General features: G+C 37.1%; 1 pseudogene. It reads left to right on the top strand.

The window, feature by feature from the left end:
• Positions 1-1,217, top strand: a pseudogene (locus tag TY19_RS11500) (hypothetical protein); the annotation flags it as partial.
• Positions 1,218-1,470 lie beyond the last annotated feature (253 nt).

The raw sequence follows: 1,470 nt of genomic DNA on the forward strand, positions 1-1,470 counted from the left end.
TGGAAGATATCCTTTCTTTCATTCAACTAGCCGATTATTATCAACTGTCAGAAGTTGAGAAAAAATTAGAAAAACAGCTGATTGAGGCGTATAAATCCCAAAAATTGGAGCTGTTTAACTCCAGCGAAGATAGTCTACTGGAATTAAAAGCTCTTTTAAATTTTGCGCAGCAGTATCGATTAAATGTTTTAAAAAGCTATTTGGTGAATTCCTTATTAAACCAAACCTCTCAGTTAACCGAATTTGAAAAAATTTTAAAGTATTTTTCAAATGAGATAGAAGAACTCAATTTTTCAAAGAACATCTTTTTGACTGATGCCCATCTGTTAGCGTTAAAAAATTGTAAAAATTTAAAAGCACTACATCTCCAAGAATGTCCCAATCTCACCGATGCTGGATTAGCCCATTTAGCATCCTTGATGGCTTTGCAACATTTAAATCTGGCTGAGTGCCATAAAATCACCGACGTTGGCTTAGCCCATTTGAGACCTTTAGAGGCTTTAACGCATTTAAATCTGAGATTGTGCAAACACCTCACTGACGCTGGCTTAGCGCATTTGACACCTTTAGTGGCTTTGCAGCATTTAAATTTGAGTTGGTGCAATAAGCTCACGGATGCTGGACTAGCCCATTTGACATCTTTGGTGGCTTTACAGCATTTAGACCTAAGCTATTGCGAAAATCTTACTGACGCTGGATTAGCACACTTGCGACCTTTAGAGGCTTTAACGCATTTGGATCTGAGGTGGTGCCATAAGCTCACTGACGCTGGATTAGCGCATTTAACTTCCTTAGTGGCTTTGCAGTATTTAAATCTGAACCTATGCTGGAAACTCACGGATGCTGGATTAGCGCATTTGACACCTTTAGTGGCTTTGCAGCATTTAGATCTGAGTTCGTGCAAAAAACTCACGGATGCTGGATTAGCGCATTTGACACCTTTAGTGGTTTTACAGCATTTAAATCTGAGTTCGTGTAAGAAACTCACGAATGCTGGATTAGCGCATTTGACACCTTTAGTCGCTTTGCAGCATTTAAATTTGAGTTGGTGCGATAAGCTTAGGGATGCTGGATTGGCGCATTTGACACCTTTAGTAGCTTTGCAAGATTTGGATTTGTACTCTTGCGAAAATTTCACCGAAGTTGGATTGGCGCATTTTAAATCTTCAGTAGCTTCACTTCATTTAAATCTGAAGTGGTGCAAACGTTCTCAATAACGTTGACTAAAGAAATATTATTTGCTTTGGAAAAGTTAATAACCTGAACTTTGGGTTTAGGTGTTTAGGCTTAAACAAGATACATAAAATTTGAATGACAAAAGACCTCAACATGATTTAAAACATTTGTTTTCCCAAACTAATGTTTAATATGACATGAGAGGTCAAAATGGATTTAATCAAATTATATTGTAGTGTAGATGATTTTTGGAAGTCTTTTGAGCAGAAATGGAATAAACAGTTAATTGATCAT

The organism is Candidatus Protochlamydia sp. R18 (assembly GCF_000648255.1).
GTDB lineage: Bacteria > Chlamydiota > Chlamydiia > Chlamydiales > Parachlamydiaceae > Protochlamydia > Protochlamydia amoebophila.